The 18482-nt window shown below is 68.8% G+C and carries 20 protein-coding genes and 2 pseudogenes; 4 read left to right on the top strand and 18 right to left on the bottom strand.

Going from position 1 to position 18482, the window contains the following annotated elements:
• Positions 1–23: 23 nt before the first annotated feature.
• From arsB to OJJOAM_RS01040, 16 genes are all read right to left on the bottom strand, one after another.
• The gene (gene arsB / locus OJJOAM_RS00965; RefSeq protein WP_422648592.1) at positions 24–1121 is read right to left on the bottom strand and encodes an ACR3 family arsenite efflux transporter; all 1098 of its coding nucleotides are present in this window, start codon (positions 1119–1121) and stop codon (positions 24–26) included.
• Positions 1118–1630: an arsenate reductase ArsC gene (locus tag OJJOAM_RS00970; RefSeq protein ID WP_422648593.1), complete on the bottom strand. Its 513-nt coding sequence runs from the start codon at positions 1628–1630 to the stop codon at positions 1118–1120. Before OJJOAM_RS00970 ends, arsB begins: the two co-directional genes overlap by 4 nt.
• A gap of 69 nt (positions 1631–1699) precedes the next feature.
• Positions 1700–2245, bottom strand: a complete 546-nt coding sequence (locus OJJOAM_RS00975) for an ArsI/CadI family heavy metal resistance metalloenzyme (protein WP_422649451.1) — start codon at positions 2243–2245, stop codon at positions 1700–1702.
• Positions 2242–2577 carry an ArsR/SmtB family transcription factor gene (locus tag OJJOAM_RS00980; RefSeq protein ID WP_422648594.1) on the bottom strand — a complete coding sequence of 112 codons (336 nt, stop codon included), beginning with the start codon at positions 2575–2577 and terminating at the stop codon, positions 2242–2244. Before OJJOAM_RS00980 ends, OJJOAM_RS00975 begins: the two co-directional genes overlap by 4 nt.
• 152 nt (positions 2578–2729) lie before the next feature.
• A complete protein-coding gene (locus OJJOAM_RS00985) occupies positions 2730–3716 on the bottom strand; it encodes a Bug family tripartite tricarboxylate transporter substrate binding protein (protein WP_422648595.1) in 987 nt (328 codons plus the stop codon).
• A gap of 45 nt (positions 3717–3761) precedes the next feature.
• Positions 3762–5231: an aldehyde dehydrogenase family protein gene (locus OJJOAM_RS00990; RefSeq protein ID WP_422648596.1), complete on the bottom strand. Its 1470-nt coding sequence runs from the start codon at positions 5229–5231 to the stop codon at positions 3762–3764.
• Between the two features lie 25 nt (positions 5232–5256).
• Entirely contained in the window at positions 5257–6483 is a 1227-nt protein-coding gene (locus tag OJJOAM_RS00995; protein ID WP_422648597.1) for an iron-containing alcohol dehydrogenase, read from the bottom strand.
• The gene (locus OJJOAM_RS01000; protein ID WP_422648598.1) at positions 6483–8018 is read right to left on the bottom strand and encodes an AMP-binding protein; all 1536 of its coding nucleotides are present in this window, start codon (positions 8016–8018) and stop codon (positions 6483–6485) included. The genes OJJOAM_RS00995 and OJJOAM_RS01000 overlap by 1 nt, the downstream gene beginning before the upstream one ends.
• 12 nt (positions 8019–8030) lie before the next feature.
• Positions 8031–9122: an NAD(P)H-dependent flavin oxidoreductase gene (locus tag OJJOAM_RS01005; RefSeq protein WP_422648599.1), complete on the bottom strand. Its 1092-nt coding sequence runs from the start codon at positions 9120–9122 to the stop codon at positions 8031–8033.
• A 12-nt stretch (positions 9123–9134) separates the two neighbouring features.
• Positions 9135–9947 (bottom strand): SDR family NAD(P)-dependent oxidoreductase, encoded by an 813-nt coding sequence (locus tag OJJOAM_RS01010; RefSeq protein WP_422648600.1) that lies wholly within the window; start codon positions 9945–9947, stop codon positions 9135–9137.
• 45 nt (positions 9948–9992) lie between these two features.
• Positions 9993–10784 (bottom strand): enoyl-CoA hydratase/isomerase family protein, encoded by a 792-nt coding sequence (locus OJJOAM_RS01015; RefSeq protein ID WP_422648601.1) that lies wholly within the window; start codon positions 10782–10784, stop codon positions 9993–9995.
• Between the two features lie 37 nt (positions 10785–10821).
• Complete coding sequence (locus OJJOAM_RS01020) at positions 10822–11973, bottom strand: thiolase family protein (RefSeq protein ID WP_422648602.1); 1152 nt, start codon at positions 11971–11973, stop codon at positions 10822–10824.
• Positions 11970–12284 (bottom strand): hypothetical protein, encoded by a 315-nt coding sequence (locus OJJOAM_RS01025; protein WP_422648603.1) that lies wholly within the window; start codon positions 12282–12284, stop codon positions 11970–11972. The genes OJJOAM_RS01020 and OJJOAM_RS01025 overlap by 4 nt, the downstream gene beginning before the upstream one ends.
• 86 nt (positions 12285–12370) lie before the next feature.
• Positions 12371–13354, bottom strand: coding sequence for a Bug family tripartite tricarboxylate transporter substrate binding protein (locus OJJOAM_RS01030; protein WP_422648604.1), 984 nt, complete (start codon positions 13352–13354; stop codon positions 12371–12373).
• Between the two features lie 109 nt (positions 13355–13463).
• Positions 13464–14264, bottom strand: a complete 801-nt coding sequence (locus OJJOAM_RS01035) for a TetR/AcrR family transcriptional regulator (RefSeq protein ID WP_422648605.1) — start codon at positions 14262–14264, stop codon at positions 13464–13466.
• 143 nt (positions 14265–14407) lie between these two features.
• Positions 14408–14917 (bottom strand): hemerythrin domain-containing protein, encoded by a 510-nt coding sequence (locus OJJOAM_RS01040; protein ID WP_422648606.1) that lies wholly within the window; start codon positions 14915–14917, stop codon positions 14408–14410.
• A gap of 234 nt (positions 14918–15151) precedes the next feature.
• Between OJJOAM_RS01040 and OJJOAM_RS01045 the strand changes: the two genes are divergently transcribed.
• Together OJJOAM_RS01045 and OJJOAM_RS01050 are read left to right on the top strand one after the other, a co-directional pair.
• A complete protein-coding gene (locus tag OJJOAM_RS01045; RefSeq protein ID WP_422648607.1) occupies positions 15152–15322 on the top strand; it encodes a hypothetical protein in 171 nt (56 codons plus the stop codon).
• A gap of 218 nt (positions 15323–15540) precedes the next feature.
• Positions 15541–15921, top strand: a complete 381-nt coding sequence (locus tag OJJOAM_RS01050) for a hypothetical protein (RefSeq protein WP_422648608.1) — start codon at positions 15541–15543, stop codon at positions 15919–15921.
• A 184-nt stretch (positions 15922–16105) separates the two neighbouring features.
• Here OJJOAM_RS01050 and trpS read toward each other — a convergent pair.
• Positions 16106–17123, bottom strand: a pseudogene (gene trpS / locus OJJOAM_RS01055) (tryptophan--tRNA ligase).
• A 356-nt stretch (positions 17124–17479) separates the two neighbouring features.
• Complete coding sequence (locus OJJOAM_RS01060) at positions 17480–17734, bottom strand: hypothetical protein (protein WP_422649644.1); 255 nt, start codon at positions 17732–17734, stop codon at positions 17480–17482.
• On the opposite strand from OJJOAM_RS01060, the pseudogene OJJOAM_RS01065 reads away from it, so the two are divergent.
• Positions 17697–18011 (top strand): annotated as a pseudogene (locus tag OJJOAM_RS01065) (Bug family tripartite tricarboxylate transporter substrate binding protein); the annotation flags it as partial. The gene OJJOAM_RS01060 and the pseudogene OJJOAM_RS01065 sit on opposite strands and share 38 nt — an antisense overlap.
• A gap of 97 nt (positions 18012–18108) precedes the next feature.
• Positions 18109–18477 (top strand): Bug family tripartite tricarboxylate transporter substrate binding protein, encoded by a 369-nt coding sequence (locus OJJOAM_RS01070; protein WP_422649452.1) that lies wholly within the window; start codon positions 18109–18111, stop codon positions 18475–18477.
• The last annotated feature ends 5 nt before the right edge of the window (positions 18478–18482 follow it).

Raw genomic sequence — 18482 nt, forward strand, 5'->3', positions numbered from 1 at the left:
CATGACGGCGGGTATGACGTGTTTCAGGAGGCTTCGTACCAGCGTTGCGAGCGATTGACCACGCCGACCACCAGCAGCATGATCGGCACCTCGATCAGGACGCCGACCACGGTGGCCAGCGCCGCGCCGGATTCGAAGCCGAACAGGCTGATCGCCGTGGCGACGGCCAGCTCGAAGAAGTTGCTGGCGCCGATCAGCGCGGACGGGCCGGCGACGCAATGCGCCACGCCCAGCTTGCGGTTCAGGAAATAGGCCAGGCCCGAATTCAGCACGACCTGGATCAGGATCGGCACCGCCAGCAGCAGGATGATCAGCGGCTGCTCGACGATTGCGTTGCCCTGGAAGCCGAACAGCAGCACCAGCGTCGCCAGCAGCGCGGCGATCGAATACGGGCCCAGCGCGCCGGTCACGCGCCGGTACGTCGCCTCGCCGCGCGCCAGCAGCAGCTTGCGGACGGCCTGTGCGATCGCCACCGGGATCACGATGTACAGCACCACCGAGACGATCAGCGTGTCCCACGGCACCGTGATCGACGACAGCCCGAGCAGCAGCCCGACCACCGGTGCAAAGGCCACCACCATGATGGCGTCGTTGACGGCCACCTGCGACAGCGTGAAATACGGATCGCCCTTGCACAGTTGCGACCAGACAAAGACCATTGCCGTGCAGGGCGCCGCCGCCAGCAGGATCAGGCCGGCCACGTAGCTGTCGAGCTGCTCGGCCGGCAGCCACGGCGCGAATACATGCCGCACGAAGATCCACGCCAGCAGCGCCATCGAGAACGGCTTGACCAGCCAGTTGACGAACAGCGTCACGCCGATGCCGCGCCAGTGCCCCGCGACCTGGCCCATTGCGCCGAAGTCGATCTTGATCAGCATCGGGATGATCATCACCCAGATCAGCAGCCCGACCGGCAGATTGACCTGCGCGACCTCCATCGCGCCGATCGCCTGGAACACGCCGGGAAACCACTGGCCGAGCAGGATCCCGGCCACGATGCACAGCGCGACCCAGATGGTCAGATAGCGCTCGAAGAAGCCGATGCCGCCGGCCGGCGAAATCGTCGCGTGTGTTGCGCTCGGTTCCGTCGTCCGTTCCGTGGTCCGTTCTGCCGCCGTCATGCCTTCGGCTCCACCGCTTGTTGGCCGATCGCGCGCATTTCTGTCTGGATCGCGTTGCGGTCCAGCACGTGCAGCGGCAGGTTCACGAACTGGCCGACGCGGCCCATGATCTGGCGGAAGACCTTGTCGAACAGCTTGCGTTTCTCCTCGTCCGTCCCTTCGAACGCGGCCGGGTCTTGAAAGCCCCAATGCGCGGTGATCGGCGTGCCCGGCCAGATCGGGCAGACCTCGCCGGCGGCCTGGTCGCATACCGTGATGACGAAGTCCATCTTCGGCGCATCCGCCGCCGCGAACTCGTCCCAGCTTTTGCTGCGCAGCGCGGACACGTCGTAGCCGATCGACTGGCATCGTTCGGCGGCGAACGGATTGACCTTGCCGGACGGATGGCTGCCGGCGCTATAGGCGCGGAAACGGCCCTTGCCTAGCACGTTGAACAGGGCTTCGGCCATCACGCTGCGCGCCGAATTGCCGGTGCACAGCACCAGCACGTTGAAGGTCTTGTCGGACATCGGGAGACTCGAACGGAAGTGAGGAGCCGGGCGGCAATCCAGCCCGGCGCACGGGAAAAAGGAGCGAGGTCAGCAGCAGGACGAACCCGGCGCGCAGCGGGCCGCCTTCGTCGTCGGCTTCGTCGTCGGCTTCGCCGTGGGCTTCGCCGTGGGCTTCGCCGTGGGCTTCGGCGCCGCGGCGATCGCTTCGGCCGCCGGCGCGCAACAGGCGCCCGCTTCGGCGGAGCGGTCGCGCGACTGGCCATACACCGGCACGGTGCCCAGGGTCTGGAACGATTCCCAGGCGAGCCCCTGCGGATCGACCGACCAGTACTTGTCCGACTTCGCATAGCAGCAACTGGTGCCGATCTGCTCCTGCATCGGCAGGTTCGCGCTTGCCAGCCGTGCTTTCATCTCGGCCAGCTCTTGCTCCGAATCGACCTGGATGCCGAGGTGGTCGACGCCGGCCGGCGCGTCGCCGCGTCGCGAGATGGCGAAGTTCACCAGCGGATCGTCGAGCGCCCACTTGGCATAGTCGTCCTTGACGACGGTAGGCTGGGCGGCGAACAGCGCGGAATAGTAGCGAATGCTGTCGGCCAGGTCGGCGACGCTGACGTGGATATGGAAGCGTTTCATCGGGAAGACTCCGATACGGTGGAACAGCCGGACACAGGCGAGCACGGATTGCCGCCGCAGCAGTTCTCCGTCAGATAGCCGAGCAATGCGTTCATGGTCTCGAAGCGGGCCATGTAGATGATCGAGCGGCCGTCCTGGCGGCTGCGCAGCAGGCCGGCGCGATGCAGCTCCTTCAGGTGGAAGGACAGCGAGGAGGCCGGCATGTCCATCAATTCCGCGATCCGCCCCGCCGGCAGGCCCTCGGGGCCGGCCTGGACGAGCATGCGGAAGACGGCCAGCCGAACGGAATGGGCGAGGGCGGACAGCGCTTCGAGGGCGGTATTGGTTTCCATGATTCGAATATAGTAGAAACATGGAATTGTGGCAAGCACCGCGGCGATGCGAGGCAGGGCCGGTCCCTGCCGGGCGCGCGTAGCGCGCGAGAACCCGCGCCAGAGCCCGCGCCAGAACCCGGGCCACAGTCGATACCGGCGCCGGGCCGGCGTCATCCCATACCAATCAATCCAGCTTGATCCCCCGCCCGCACGACGGTGCGCTCGACCCGTTCCCGCTCCTTGTCCAGGTGCGTGGCGAAGGCGGCCGGGCCGGGGGCGGCGAGCCGGCTGCCGCGCCGTTCGATGGTCTCGACGTAACGCGGCGCGCGCGAGCCGCGTTCCACGGCCTTGGCGAGCACCGCGACGAGCTCCTGCGGCAGCCCCGGCGGGCCGACGACGCCGAGCCACGACGAGGCCACCAGGTTCGGATAGGTCTCGGCCAGCGCCGGCAGATTGGGAAATTGCGGCAGCCGGGACGGTGCCGCGGTGGCCAGCACCTTCAGCTGTCCGGCCTGCACCGCCTCCGAGACGGAGCCCAGGCTGTCGATCATGAAATCGACCCGGCCGGCGATCAGGTCGTTGGTCGCCTGCGCGCCGCCGCGATAGGGCACATGCACGGCCTCGATGCTGGCGGCCACCTTCAGCATCTCGCCGGCGATATGCATGGTGGTGCCGATGCCCGGCGAGCCGAAGCTCAGTTCGCGCGGGTGGGCCTTGCCCCAGGCGACCAGCTCCTGGACGGTGCGGAACTTCGAGGTGGCCGGCACCAGGAAGACGAAGGGGCTCTCGTTGACCAGGCTGATCAGTGAGAACTTCGTGTTCGGGTCGAAGCCGAGCGACTTCTGCGTCAACGGATTGACGACCAGCTGGCCGGGCGAGGCCAGCATCAGCGTGTAGCCGTCCGGCTTGGCGCGGCTCAGTTCCGCCGTCGCGATATTGCCGCCGGCACCGGTGCGGTTGTCGACCACCACCGGCTGGCCCAGCAGCTCGCCCATTTCTGTGGCGATCTGCCGTGCGGTGATATCGGTGACACCGCCGGCCGCGAAGCCGACGATCATGCGGATCGGCCGGTTCGGAAAGTCGGTCTGCGTTGCGGGCGGCGCCGCCCACGGACCGGCCGAGGCGAACGCTAGCAACAGGGCGGCGAGGCGTTTCATGGTCTGTCTCCTGGATGTTTTCGTCGTTTGCGCGGCAGGGCGCCGTTATCGCATCGAGAACCGCACGTTCTTGACCTGCGTGTTCTCGAGGATCGCGTCGATGCCGCGCTCCTTGCCAAGCCCCGATTCCTTGTACCCGCCGAAGGGCGCATCGACCGTCGCCTTGATCGGGTTGTTGATCGCCAGGTTGCCGATCTGCAGCGCCTGGCACAGGCGCATGGCGCGGCCGGCGTCGCGCGTATAGACCACGCCCGCCAGGCCGAAGCGGCTGTCGTTGGCAAGGCGCACCGCGTCCTCTTCATCACTGAAGCGGATCAGCGCCTGCGCCGGCCCGAAGATCTCTTCCTGCGCGACGCGCATGCCGTTGTTCGCGGTGGCGAACAGCGTGGGCGTGACGAAGTAGCCGTCGCGCAGTTCGGGACGGTCGCCGATGTCCGCCATCGCGACGGGCGAGGCACCCTCGTCGCGGCCGAGTGACAGATAGCCGTTGACGCGCTCGTACTGCGCGCGGCTGACCAGCGGCCCCATCTCGGTGGCGGGATCGTCGGGCAGGCCGATGCGCACGCGCGCGCAGGCAGCGCGCAGCTTCTCGGCGAAGGCGTCGGCGATGCCGTGCTGGACCAGCAGCCGCGTGCAGGCGATGCAGATCTGCCCGGTGTTGCGCGTGATGTCCTGCAGCGCGACGCCCACCGCCGCGTCGACGTCGGCATCGTCGAACACGATCAGCGGCGACTTGCCGCCCAGTTCCAGCGTCACGCGCTTGATGCGTTCGGCTGCGCTGCGGTAGATCGCCTTGCCGGTCGTCGTGCCGCCGGTGAACGAGATCTTCTCGACCAGCGGATGATCGACCAGCGCCTGTCCGATGGTCGCGCCGGGGCCGTGCACGATGTTGATCACCCCCGGCGGAAAGCCGGCCTCGAGGATGGCCGCGCCCAGCTCCACGGTGGACAGCGGCGTGATCTCCGACGCCTTGATCACCGCCGTGTTACCGGCCGCCAGGACCGGCATCAGCTTGCTGATGGTCAGCGTCAGCGGGTAGTTCCAGGGCAGGATCAGCGCCACCACGCCGAAGGGCTCGCGCAGCGTGAAGTTGATCACCGAAGTATCCGCGACGTTCAGCGTCTGCCCGCCGATGCCTTGCGATACGCCGGCGACGTAGTCGATGCCGTCGAGCATGGTCAGCAGCGACGCGCGCGTCGTGGTGATCGGCCGGCCGACGTTCCACGTTTCCAGCCACGCCAGCTGTTCGCGCCTGGCGTCCAGCGCCTGCGCCAGCTTGCGCAGCAGCCGGCTGCGCTCGCGCGCGGAGGTCTTGCGCCAGTGCATGTCGAAGGCGTGCCGGGCGGCGCGCACCGCGGCATCGACGTCCTCGACGCCGGCCTCGGCGACATGGGCGAGCGTGCTGCCGTTCGACGGATTGCCGACGGCAAAGCTGCGGCCGCTGGCGGCCTGCCGTTCGGCGCCGTCGATCAGTAGGGGGTAGACGCCGCTGCGCAGCATGGAGGTCGGTTGCATGGGAATCTAGATAAAAGAGCGGGGTTCAGGAGAGCGCCACGTAGGGCTCGCGGCGCATCGCGGCATAGAGCGCGACGATGTCGTCGTGCGACAGCGGCCGGCCGTTCAGGCGCGCGGAAGCATTGCTGGCCGCCGCGGCATGGACCGCGCTCATGTCGGCCGGAATGGCGCCGAGCGCATCGAGCCAGCTCGGCAGGCCGGCAAGGTCGCGCAGTTCGCATACCTTGTCGATCAGCGCCACCGCCTGCCGCGCGGTGGACTGGCCCGGCGCCGCCAGGCCGCAGGCTTGCGCCGCCGCGGCGTAGCGATCGGCGATCGCCGCCATGTTGAAGCGCATCAGCGGCTCGCACACCACCGCCAGCACATGCGCATGCGGCGCGTCGACGATCGCCTCGAGCGGCGTGCACAGGCCGTGGATGCCATCGACGCCGCGCAGGCTCATCGCGACGCCGGCGAGATAGCTTGCCAGCAGCATGTCCGCTCGCGCCGCCTCGTCGTCGGGCTGGGCGAGCACGGCGGGCAGGGCGGCGATGGTCCGGCGCAGCGCGTCGAGCGCCAACGCCTCGCCGATCGGATGGCTGGCGCGGTTGGTCGCCGCCCCCAGCGCGTGCATCATCACGTCGAAGCCGGTGCTCGCGGTGACCGCCCGCGGCACGGTGAGTGTCAGCAGCGGATCGAGTGCGACCCATTGCGGGCGGCAGCGATGGCTGCGCATGACATGCTTGCGTCCGGCCTCGTCCTTGATCAGCGCCGCGATGGTGCTCTCGCTGCCGGTGCCCGCGGTGGTCGGCACCGCGGCGAACGGCGGCACGGGCCGGAACAGCGCCGCGTCGCCGTGTTGCAGCACTTCCGCCAGCGGCGCATCGCTGCCCAGCATCGCTGTGAGGACCTTGCCGACATCGATCACGCTGCCGCCACCGAGCGCGATCAGCGCGTCGCAGCGGTTCTCGTGCCAGCGCTGCGCGGCCGCATGGACGTGGCGCACCGTCGGATTGGCATCGACATCGTCATGGCACACCGGCTCGATGCCGGCCTGGCGCAGCGTGTCCGCGACGCGGGCGAGCAGGCCCGTGGCCGCCAGTCCGGCATCGCTGAGCAGCAGCGGCCGGCGTACGTCTTCGCGGCGGGCCCATTCCGGCAGCCTTGCCACGCAGCCCGCGCCGAACACCGCCTCGCCGGGCCAGCGCGTGCCGAAGTGTCCGGGCGTGGTGTCGAAGACGGCCAAGGAGGAGCTGGAAAGGGCGTCGCGCATCAGATCTTCCGTCCGGTGCGTTCCCAGTGCGGCGCGCGCAGCTGGTTCTTGAAGACCTTGCCCATGCTGTCGCGCGGCAAGGCGTCGTGGAACTCGACGTGGCGCGGCACCTTGTAGCCGGCCACGCGTTCGCGCAGCCAGTCGCGCACGTGGGCCGCGTCGATCGCGCTGCCCGGCGCGCGTACGACCGCAGCGGCCACCGCCTCGCCGAACTCGGCATCGGGCACGCCGAACACCGCGCAGTCGGCGACCTGCGGGTTGCCGACCAGCGCGTGCTCGATCTCCGCCGGGTAGATGTTGACCCCGCCGGAGATGATCATGTCGCGCTTGCGGTCGGTGATGAACAGATAGCCGTCGGCATCGAGATAGCCGACATCGCCATTGGTGATGTAGCCATCGCGATCGATCGCGCGCCGCTGCGCCTCGTTGTGGCGATAGGTGAAGGGCAGGGCGTTGTCGCCGGTATCGACATAGATCTCGCCGACCTCGCCCGGCGGCAATTCGCGGCCGTGCTCGTCGAGGATGCGGATCGACGTACCCGGAAAGGGGCGGCCCGCGGTGCCCGGGCGCGCCAGCCAATCGGCGGCGGTGACAAAGGTGATCAGCCCCGCTTCGGTGGAGCCATAGGTTTCGTTGACGATCGGTCCCCACCACGCGATCATCGCGCGCCGCACCTCGGGCGCGCAGGGTGAACCGCCGTGGGTGACGTTCTCCAGCGACGACACATCGTAGGCCGCGCGCACCGGCTCGGGTAGTTTCAGCAGGCGCACCAGCATGATCGGTACCAGCGACAGATGCGTGATGCGATGGCGTTCGATCGTCTGCAGCAGCTGCTCGGCGTCGAAGCGCGGCAGCACCACGATGTCGTGCGCCAGTTCGAGCGCGACCCGCGCGGCGGCATTGGGGCCGGCGTGGTACAGCGGGCCGACCACGGCGCAGCGCATGCCGGGGCGCGCGGCGCTGGCGATCGAGCGCACCCGTAGCGATCCCTGATGCTGGGCCGGCGTGCCGGGCAGGCGCATGACGCCTTTCGGCCGCCCGGTCGTGCCCGACGTGTACAGCATGCTGCCGACCGACGGCACGCGCTCGGCCGTCGACGGCGCGAAGCGGTCGCGCCATTCCGGCCAGCACAGCGCGCCCGCGGGCAGCGCCGGCGGCTCGGGCAGGCGGTAGGCGTCGACGATCTCCGGCGGCGTCGGTACGACCAGCACCGGCATGCCGTCGGGCACGCCGCTGGCGACGCCGGGCAGCAGGTCCGCATGCACCACGAAGGCCTTCGCGCCGCTGTCGCGCAGGATAAAGGCGGCCTCCTCGACCTGGAAGTGCCAGTTGATGGCGACCAGGTGCACGCCGAGACGGTCGAGCGCGACGATCAGCTCCAGGTACGGGATATCGTTGCGCAGCATCACCGCGACGGCGTCGCCGGGCTGCAGCCCGAGCTCGGTGAAGCCGCTCGCGGCGCGCGCCGCGTGGTCCTGCAGCGTTGGCGAATCGATGCGGCGCTCGCCGAAGTGGATGGTCAGATTGGCTTGCATGGGGTCCGGCAATCAGGTTGGGAGGGCGTGGCCTTTGGCGTCGGCCTGGCCGTGGGCAGAGGCAGGGGCATGCTCGGCGCTGTCCGCCGACATGCAAAGCGATTGCAGCCGCCCAGCCGCGCTGCTTGCCTGTGCCATCAGCCGCCCGACGGTTGCGGCCACGGGCTCGATGGCGTTGGCAAAGCCGATCGCCGGCCCCATCGACAGCAGGCCGGTGTCCCAGTCGCCGTCCCGGTAACCGTGGTCGCGGCCAAGGCGGCCGGTGGCCAGCGCGCCGAAGTCTTCGTAGCGGTGCGCGCCGCCCGCTTCGAGCCGCCGCGTCTCGCGCACCGTGGCGTTGTCCAGCACGCGCCATGGATGGCCGGTGCCGCGCAGCGCCAGCGTCGAGGACTGCGCCGGCTGCGCCGCCAGATGGCGCTTGTATCGGTCGTGCGCCCAGACTTCTTCGCAGGTCAGGAAGCGCGTGCCCATCAGCACCGCGTCGGCGCCAAGGGCAAGGGCCGCGGCAATCTGCCGGCCATCGCCGATGCCGCCGCCGATGGCCAGCGGCACGCACAGGCGCTCCAGCGCGAGGGCGCCGAGCACGAAGGCAGGCAGCTCGTTGGTCCCGGGATGTCCGCCGGCCTCGGCACCGACCAGCGCAATGGCATCGGCACCGGCCTGTTCGGCCTTGATCGCGTGCTCGACGAACGCGCATTTATGGATCGCCAGGCCCCCGCCGGCGTGGATGCGTTCGAACAGCGGCCCGGGCGAAGCGCCCACCGTCTCGAAATGCCGCACGCCTTCTTCGAGCGCGATGTCGATCCAGGCAGGCACCAGGCGATTGGCGTCCACGCGCCGCGATTGCGTCAGATTGACGCCGAACGGCATGCCCCGCGTCAGGGACTTGCAGTCGCGCAGCGCGGCGCGATAGGCCGCCAGACCGTCGAACGAGCGCGGCGTCAGGAATGCCATCGCCCCGGCGTTCACGTGCGCTGCGACATAGCGCGCGTCGGACAGCCACATCAGCCCGCCGGCCAGGATTGGATGCCGGATGCCGAGCAGATCCGTGATCCGTGTCCGGAAGGGGGCGGGAGCGTTGGCGCCGGCGCGATGGGATGGCATGATGGCGGCCGGTCAGAGCATCACGAAGCCGCCGCTGACGCCGATGCTCTGGCCCGTGATGTAGGCGGCGCGGTCCGAGGCCAGCAGGCACACCATGCCCGACACGTCCTCGGGACGCGCCAGGCGCTGCAAGCCGCGGCCGATCGGGTAGGCGTTCAGCATCTTGCCCAGGCGCTCGTTGTTCTCGGGCGTCGCATCGGGATGCAAGGCGCCCTCCTTGATGCCCTCGTGCGAGACCGCGCCCAGCGCCACCACGTTGACGTTGATGCAATCGCGCCCGTGCTCCTGCGCAATCGCCTTGGCGAAGCCCAGCATGGCGGCCTTCGCGCCCGAATACACCGCCAGCCGGCCCTCGCCGGCGCGGCCCGCCTCGGACATGATGTTGACGATCTTGCCGTAGCGGCGCGCCTTCATGCCGGGCAGCACGGCGCGGCAGCAATGCATCATGCCGAACACATTGAGCGCGACGATGCGCTCCCACGCATCGGGGGTGGTGTCGATGAAGAGCGGAGCGGCGCCGCCTTTCTCGCGCCGCTCGACCAGCACGCCGGCGTTGTTGACGAGGATGTCGATCGGGCCCAGCGCTTCCTGTGCCGCGGCGATGGCGGCGTTGATGTCGTCTTCGCGCGTGATGTCGGCCACGGCTGCAAAGCCCCGGCCACCCGCGGCCTCGATCTCGGCCACCACCGCCTGCGCGCGTTCGGCGAACAGGTCGTTGACAGCGACGCTGGCCCCCTCGGCCGCCAGATCCAGGCAGATGCGCCTGCCCACGCCCTGGCCGCCCCCGGTGACAAAGGCCACCTTGCTCTTCAGATTCAGATCCATGTCGATGCCTTTCCTCGTTGTCGTTCGATCGATGCGATGCGCCGCCTACTGTCCGCGGAACACCGGCTTGCGTTTCTCGACGAAGGCACGCATGCCTTCCTTGCGGTCCTCGCTGGAGACCACCAGGGCCGCGGCGTAGCGTTCGTATTCCAGGCCGGCGTCGATGCCCACCTGCATGCCGAGGTCGATCGCATGCTTGACGTAGCGCAGCGCCAGCGGCGCGTTGGCCGCCATGCGTCCGGCCATCGCCAGCGCGGTCGGCAGCAGCGCGTCGGGCGGCACCACGTGGTTGACGAGCCCGATCGCCAGCGCGCGCTCGGCGTCGATATGGTCTCCGGTCAGCATCAGCTCCTTGGCGATGCCTACGCCCACCAGGCGCGGCAAACGCTGCGTGCCGCCGGCCGCGGGCAGCACGCCGATGCGCGCTTCGGGCAGGCCCAGCCGCGCGCCCTGCGCGGCGATGCGGACGTCGCAGCAGAGCGCGATCTCGAGGCCGCCGCCGAGCGCGACGCCATTGATCGCCGCGATGACGGGCTTTTCGAACTGTTCGAGCGCGCGGAAGAGTTCGTGCGTGGCTTTCTGCTGCAGGTGATATTCGGCCTGGGGCACGACGCGGTCGGCGCGTTCCTTGATGTCGGCGCCGGCGCAGAAGGCCTTGTCGCCGGCGCCGGTGATCACGACGCAGCGCACCGCGTCGTCGCGGCGCGCGCGCTCGAACAGCGCGTGCGCCAGTTCGGCCTTCATGTTCCCGCCGATCGCGTTCATGCGTTCGGGCCGGTTCAGGTAGATCAGCGCGACGCCGTCGCGCGTGTCGTAGAGCAGGGTGGAATAGTCCATGGTCGATGTGGGCGGGCCTGGGCGGTGGGGAAGCGGTTCAGCCGCGAGACAGCACGTGGGCGACGGCCACCGAGCCGAGCCCGATCATGTGGGCCAGCGCCAGCCGCGCGCTCGGGTGTTGCCGGTCGCCGGCTTCGCCCCGCAGCTGGCGCGTGATTTCGGCGACCTGGCCGATGCCGGTCGGTCCGAGCGGATGGCCCATGCCGATCAGGCCGCCGGATGGATTGACCGCGCATTGGCCGCCGATCTGCGAGCCGCCACGGGCGAGGAACGTCGCGCCTTCGCCGGTCTCGCAAACGCCGATCGCCTCGCTGTACAGCAGCTCCTCGATCGTGAAGGCGTCATGCAGCTCGACGATGTCCAGCTCCCGCGGGCCGATGCCCGCCTGGTCCAGCGCCTGCGCCGAAGACTTGCGCACCAGTTCGACCAGCGCCGGCGCGTCCTGCTGCAGCTCCTCGCTACTGGCAACGGACGACAGCACGCGCACGGCGCGGGAGCGATCCAGGCCCAGTTCGCGCATGGCCGACTCCGACACGACGATCGCGGCGGCCGCCCCTTCGCCGCGCGGGCAGCACTGCATCGCCGTCAGGTCGCCCGCGATTCGCGGCGAGTTCAGGACCTGCTCGATGGTTCGCGGCTTGCGGAACTGCGCATACGGATTGCGCGAGGCGTTGCCGTGGTTCTTCACCGCGACCGCCGCCAGATCCTCGATGCGCAGGCCGCCTTCGCGCATCGCGCGGCGCGCCAGCAGCGCGAACTTGACCAGCGGCACGTTGGCGGTCGGGCTCAATGGCGGCAGGCCGTCCTTGAGCACCGCGCGGCGGCCGTCGCCGAACTTGTCGACGCCCAGCGCGAGCACGACATCGCGTTCGCCCGAGGCGACGTGCAGGCAGGCCAGGCGGAACGCGGTCGACCCCGAGGCCGACGCGTTCTCGACCTGCGCGACCTCGAGCCCAGTCGAACCCAGATGGCGCAGCATCACGCGGCCGGCGGCCATGCCCAGCGCCGCGGTCCCGACGAAGGCGCTCTGCACCTGCGGCCATGCCAGTCCCGCGTCGGCCAGCGCCTCGCGCACCGCGCGCAGGCCCAGCTGCGGGTAGGGCGTCTCGCTAGGAAACTGGTACGGATGCATGCCGATGCCGATCACGTACACCGGCCGTTGCTGCATCAGCGACGTTGGATGGCTCATCGCACGTCCCCCTTCACCGATGCCGCTGCCGTCGTTGCCGCGCGAAAGACCCAGCCGCCGCCGTGCTCGTCGTCGATCCATACCGGCCGCACCGGCGTGCCCGGCGGTACGGCGTGCTCATCCTCGGCATCGATGCGGACTTCTTCGATCAGCCCCGGGCATAGTTCGACCTCGCCGATGATGGCGGGCACGGCAAGGCCCGGGGCGAGCGGCGCGTACACGGTGACCACGTTGCGTAGCGGGACCGCGCCCATGCAATCGATCGTGTCGATCGCCTCGGGCGAGGCGCCGCAATGGCGGCATCCGGGCACGTTGGCGGGATAGCTGTAGCCGTGGCAGTTGCCGCAGCGCGCAGCCTGGAGCGCCAGTGGGCGCCCGTCCGTGGAGGAATTTGCGTTCATTCGATCGACATCCCGGAGTCGCGTACCAGCTGGCGCGCGTTCTTGCGTTCCCCTTCCAGCGCCCTGGCGAATTCCGCCGGCGTGCTGGCCTTGATGCCGGTGCCCAGCTCCGCGAGGCGGGCCTGCACCGACGGTTGCTTCAATGCGCCGGCGAACGCCGCGTGCAGCCGCTGCACGACCGGTGCCGGTGTGCCGGCCGGCGCGACGATGCCGAGCCAGGTGGTCACGTCGAAATCCGGGACGCCGGCCTCCGCGACGGTCGGCACGTCGGGCAGGTCGGGCACACGACGGCTGCCGGTCACGGCCAGCGCACGCAGGCGCCCGTCGCGAATCAGGGGCAGGGTGGTGGAGCGGCTGTCCGCCATGAAGTCGAGCTGGCCGGCCAGCAGGTCGTTCAGCGCGGGACCGCTGCCCTTGTACGGAACGTGGATCAGCGGCGTGTTCAGCCGCACCTGCAGCGTCGCGCCGGCGACATGCATCGAGCTGCCGTTGCCGGCCGAGCCGTAGGTCAGCTTGCCGGGGTTCTGGCGCGCCCTGGCCAGCAGGTCGCCCATCGATTTGAACGGCGAGGCGGCCGGCACCACGACCACCATCGGGCTCTCGGTCAGCTGGGTGACGGGCACGAAGGCCTTGACCGGGTCGATCGGCACCCGCTTGTAGAGGAAGGGGTTGAGCACCAGCGGTCCGGGGTTGCCGAGCAGCAGCGTGTAGCCGTCGGGCTCGGCGCGCGCCACCACTTCATTGGCGATGTTGCCGTTGGCGCCGGGACGGTTCTCGATGACGACCGGCTGGCCGAGGTCCTTCTGCAGATGCGGTTGCAGCAGCCGCGCCACGATGTCCGAGGCCCCGCCCGGCGGAAAGCCGACCACCAGGCGGACCGGCTTGCCGGGGAATTCCGCGGCATGGGCCGGCGGGCACGTGGCGGTCGCGAATATCGCGACAGCGACGGCGGTGCAGGCCTGGATCCAGCGATGTGACATGGGCCTTGTCTCCTGTGCTTTTTGTTGGTGTTGTTGTCGCTGTCACCGTTGTTGTCGTTGTGCGGGCGAGCGACGTCCGACCGCGTTGCGCCTTGCAATCGGCGCGCGGTCAGCGTGAAAACGGGCAGTGGAAAACGCCGGCTACTCGGGCGTGTCGTGCAGCTTGGCGGACGGTTTTTCGGACGGCCTTTCGGCCGGGTTTTGGGGGGATCAGCAGACGGGTGCGCAGGTTGTCCTTCAGCGCCCGGATCGCGACCGCGATATGGCTGGTGGTTGGGTTCAGCATCGACTGCATGCGCAGCCCGCGTACCGTCGCGATCAGCAGCTGCGCCTCGTCGGCGGCCACGATCTCGCGGCGGATCTGGCCGGCGCGCTGCCCGGCCTCGATATGGCGCGTGATCGCGCGGTGCCAGCGCGCGCTGATCGCGGCGAACGTCGGGCGGACCTGCGGGGCCGGGCCGATCGACTCGAGCATCAGCACGAAGAAGGCGCGCGAATTCTCCGACGGATCGTCCATGCCCTCGAGGTAGCAGTCGATCTCGCAGAAGATCGCGTCCAATCCCGTCAGGCCCTGCATGCGTGCCAGCAAGCGTTCGCGGTGCGCGTTGGCAATGTGCTTGACCAGCTCTTCCAGCAGCCGGTCCTTGGTGCCGAAGCGGTGCTGCACCAGGCCGCGGCTGTATCCCGCCTCGATGCCCGTCGCCTCCAGCGTCGTATGCGTGTAGCCGCGCGTCGCAATCAGCCGCGTGGCCGCGGCCATCAGACGGCGGTCGGATTCGGCGACGCGCTCGGCCTGGGTCCGGCGTTGGCGCTTGGCCGGCACCGCCTCGGCTCCATCCGGCGATGTACGGCTTTCCGGTGCGGATGGATCGCGGTCGGGCGCGGGCAGGGTGGCAAGTTTCTTCGGCATGCGAGGCAGTGTATTTACAAGCGGTACGTACCGCAAGTTAACGATGTTAGGCGTTTACCCGCAGATACTTGCTGGCCGTACTGTAAGTTTTCTATCGGCGAAATACTGCCGTCGAAAAGGCGCCGCCCTGAATGACCGCCGCTTCAAGCCCCGCGGCGCTGCGCCATCCGTTGGCCGATGGCCTGCAAGGTCGGCTCGGGCAGGCGGGTCGCGAAGGGAAAGACCTCGCGCTCCTCGCGCTCGACATGCCGAAGGTAGCGCGAGGCGAACTGCGCGAGGGCTTCCGGCGCGGCGCCGGCCGAGCCCTGCTGCACGGCCTCCAGCCACGGCCGGGCCTGCTCCCACAGCGCATCGAGCGTGTCGTGGTCGTCCTCCAGCGCCTGCATCGTGGCTGTCAGGGCGTCGTCGCCGAGCGCGCGCAGGGCGGGGAACAGGTCCGCTTCTTCATCCGCGTGATGCAGGGGCGCGGCAATCGTGAAGTACCGCACGATGCCGGCCGCCGCAGTGCGCGCCTGGTCGTCCGCGCCATGCCGGGCGGTGTGTTCGGCGAGGCGGCCGCACAGCGAGGCAAAACGCCGGACCTTGTCGTGGCAGGCGGTCAGCAGTTCGATCGGCGATTCGAAGGAGGGAATGGTGGGCGTGTTGGGCAGCATGGCCCGTCCATTATCGCGCCGTCCGCTGGCCGTCGGGATCGGGCGCCATTTTTTAGGGTTGCCGGCAATCTTTACCGCCCATTATCGGCCTTTGCCGCCCCTTTGCCGCTCCTTAGCGCCCGATCCGGCTCGCACGGCCGATCTCACGGCATTGCGGCGGTGGCGCAGGGCTTGCTTGGCGTGACTGGATTCCGCTCCATTCGATTGCCTTTGACATCTTCACGGGAGACCACCATGTCCGATGGAAAACTGGGTATCGCCGGCACGACCTTTATCGCTTTTGCCGTGGCCGGATTGGCGTTGGCCGCCTCGATGTACCTGGCGTACCTGGCCGCGCCGCCGAAGGGGCGTGCCTTGATCCGCAACGCGCTGGACCACGATTCGGGGTCGGGTCCGCAAGGCTGATCGAGACGGCGCGGGGTCAGGCTTCGAACTTTGGCGGCGCCTGCAATGTCTATCCCCGGCATTGCGGGCCCGCGCCGCGACACAGTCTCTCTCTCGGACATCGCAGGACGCCGCGCGGCGTTTTTTCGCCCATAGCGCCGCAGCGCATCAGCGCCGGGCCCGCATTCCCCAAGGCTTGCCGTATTGCCGTCCGTTATTGCCGTACGTTCCCGACTCCGATGAAGGCGTTGCGCAACCCAAGGTGCCTGCTGCTGGAAAGCCGCTGGTTTGTTCCGCGGCATTTCGACGGCATCAGTCTCGGCCCGATCGTGCTGCTTCGACCCGGCGTATCGGCCGGGCTGATCGTGCATGAACTGGTTCACGTGCGCCAGTTCTGGCGGCGGCCGTTCACGCACGGGCCGCGCTATCTGCTGTCGAAGGCCTATCGGCTGGCCTGCGAGGTGGAGGCCTACCGGGCGCAACTGCAAGCCGGGCAAAGCACGCCCGCGCGCATTGCCCATCTGGCGCACTACCTGGCGACGAAGTATCGCCTCGACATCGACGAGGAGACGGCCGTGCGGCTGCTTTCCGCCGTTTCCGCCGACGATTCCCCACGCTGATCGGGTGTGGTCGCCGCAGTCTCTCAATGCGAGGACGTGGGCTGCGCAGGCGGCCAAGTGCACGGTCTTTGGATCGACGCTCGCGCCATGCGCGCCGCCGGCGATCCCCGGGATACGCGCCAGCGGGCCGGCGCATCCGATCCGCGACGGCGCTGTCGGCATGACGGTCCGGCTGGCGCCGCGGTCAGCTGCCGAAGTAGTTCAGCCCCAGCGCGCCCTTGACCTCGCTCAGCGTCGCGCCCGCGGCTTCCCGCGCGCGCATCGTTCCTTGCCGCAGGATCTCGAGCACGCCGGCGCGGTCGCGCTCGAACTGCATGCGCCGCTCGCGAATCGGCGCGATCAGCGCCTGCAAACGCTCGTTGAGGCGGCGCTTGACGACGCTGTCGCCGAGGCCGCCACGGCGATAGTGGGCCTTCATCTCGTCCACGGCCGACGTGTCGGGATCGAAGGCATCGAGGAACATGAACACGACATTGCCTTCGACCTGGCCCGGATCGCTGACGCGCAGATGATTCGGATCGGTGTACATGTCATGGACCGCCTTCGAGATTTCGTCCGGCGTGGCGCCCAGCGTGATCGCGTTGCCGAGCGACTTGCTCATCTTCGCCTTGCCATCGATGCCGGGCAGGCGCGGCACGTGCGACAACACCGCCTCGCATTCGACCAGCACCTCGCGTCCGACCGTCAGGTTGAAGCGGCGCACCAGCTCGTTGGTCTGCTCGATCATCGGCTGCTGATCGTCCCCCGACCGGCAACAGCGTCGCCTTGAACGCCGTGATATCGGCGGCCTGGCTCACCGGATAGGTCAGAAAGCCGGCCGGGATGTCGCGTTCGAACCCGCGCAGCCGGATTTCTTCCTTGATGGTCGGATTGCGCTCCAGGCGCGAGACCGTCACCAGGTTCAGCAGGTACTGCGTCAGCTCCGCGAGCTCGGGCACCTGCGACTGGATGAAGATCGTCGACTTGTCCGGGTCGATGCCGACGGCGAGATAGTCGAGCGCGACCTCGACGACGTTCTCGGTGACCTTCTGATGGCGGCCGACGTTGTCGGTCATCGCCTGCGTATCGGCCAGCAGCAGAAACTGCTTCGCATTCTGTTGCAGCTGCACGCGGGAGCGCAGCGAGCCGATGTAGTGGCCGAGATGAAGCGGACCGGTGGTGCGGTCGCCGGTCAGGATGATGGGCTGGGTTGCGTTGGTCATGGATGGTGTTCCGGTTTACCGGTTATCCGGTGATCGTGTTCCGGTTACCGACACCACCAGCCACTGTGCGCACAAACGAAAATGCCGCCAGGAGGCTGGCGGCATCGCGTTTTCGAGGTGCGTGTGGAAACGGGCCGCCTGGTTCAGGCGCGCCACCAATATTGCCGGGTCGGCGAGTTGGGCTTCGTGTCCATGAGGGGCGAGTATAGCGCAGGGGCGAGCAGGGGGGCCGGGGGCATCGCGCCTGCCAACGCTCCGGACCGGGGCGGCTCGCTCCGGACGATACATTCCATCGCGGAATACTTCGCCGAAAAAACTTCACGCCGCGCGCGTTGCGCTCCTCCATACTCGCTTCATCAATGAACCGCAGCGATCGGGAGGAGCACCGTGAGACAGGCATTGGCATGGGTATTGGTGGCGGGCGCGATCGGCATGTCGATGCCGTCGGCACAGGCGGCGTGGCCGGAAAAACCGATCAAGCTGATCGTGCCGACGGCGGCCGGAGGCGCGCCCGACATCGTGGCGCGGCTGTTCGGCGATGCGCTGTCCAAACGGCTGGGCCAGGCCATCGTGGTGGAAAACCGGCCCGGCGCCGGCGGCAATATCGGCATGCAGGCATTGCTGCAGGCTCCCGCCGACGGCTACACCATCGCCTATGGCAACAACGCCACGCTGGCGACCAACCGCTTCCTCTACAGCCGGCTGCCGTACGACCCCGACAAGCTGGTCCCCATCGTCGGGCTGGTGACCACCTTCAATATCCTCGCGGTCAACAACGCGCTGCCGGTCAAATCGGTGCGCGAACTGATCGCCTACGCGCAGGCCAATCCCGGCAAGCTGTCGATGGGCTCGGCCGGCAACGGCACGACCAGCCATCTGGGCGGCGAGCTCTTCAAGACGCTGGCCCATCTCCAGATCGAGCACGTGCCGTACAAGGGCAGTACCCCTTGCGCTGCAGGATCTGGTCGGCAACAACGTGCACCTGATGTTCGACAACGTGCCGTCGATCGGGCCCTACGTCAGCAGCAACAAGGTTCGCGCGCTGGCCGTGACATCGACCCGGCGCTCGCCGCATTTCCCGCAGGTGCCGACCATGGACGAGGCCGGCCTCAAGGGCTACGAACTGACCGCGTGGGCCGGGCTGGTCGGCGCGCCGGGCATTCCGGCCGAGGTGGTGGACCGGCTCAATCGCGAGGTCAACGCGGTGATCCGCGACCCCGGCTTCCGCGCGCAGCTGGACCGGCTTTCCTTCGAGCCGCTGGGCGGATCGCCGCGCGACTTCCAGGCGCTGGTGACATCCGAGACCGTGAAGTTCGGCGAGCTGGTGCGCAAGAGCGGCGCCAAGGTCGATTGAGGGCG

Origin of the sequence: Cupriavidus sp. H18C1 (assembly GCF_049311595.1) — a bacterium.
Taxonomy (GTDB): Bacteria; Pseudomonadota; Gammaproteobacteria; order Burkholderiales; family Burkholderiaceae; genus Cupriavidus; species Cupriavidus cauae.